The sequence below is a fragment of the Paraburkholderia sp. SIMBA_053 genome (assembly GCF_046534895.1).
Taxonomy (GTDB): Bacteria; Pseudomonadota; Gammaproteobacteria; order Burkholderiales; family Burkholderiaceae; genus Paraburkholderia; species Paraburkholderia caledonica.
Genome location: NZ_JAWRXU010000526.1, coordinates 1 through 279, shown reverse-complemented (window position 1 = coordinate 279; position 279 = coordinate 1). Strand labels below are relative to the sequence as shown.

The following is a 279-nucleotide window of genomic DNA, read 5'->3' as shown; positions in this document are numbered from 1 at the left end:
GCGTGCGCTCGGCGTTCAGTCCATCGAGGATGTACTTGAAGCCCATGCCTTCTTCGCCGATCAGGTTTTCAGCGGGAATCTCGAGATTGTCGAAGAACAGCTCGTTGGTCTCGTGATTCACCATGTTCGGAATCGGACGAACCGTCATGCCGTGGCCGATCGCGTCGCGCAGATCGACGATGAAGATCGACATGCCTTCGCTTTTCTTCGTCACGTCGGCAAGCGGCGTGGTGCGGGCGAGCAGGATCATCAGATCGGAATGCTGGACGCGCGAGATCC

1 pseudogene is annotated in these 279 nt (G+C 58.1%); it reads right to left on the bottom strand.

Going from position 1 to position 279, the window contains the following annotated elements:
* A pseudogene (locus tag SB753_RS36705) lies at positions 1-279 on the bottom strand (acyl-CoA dehydrogenase); the annotation flags it as partial.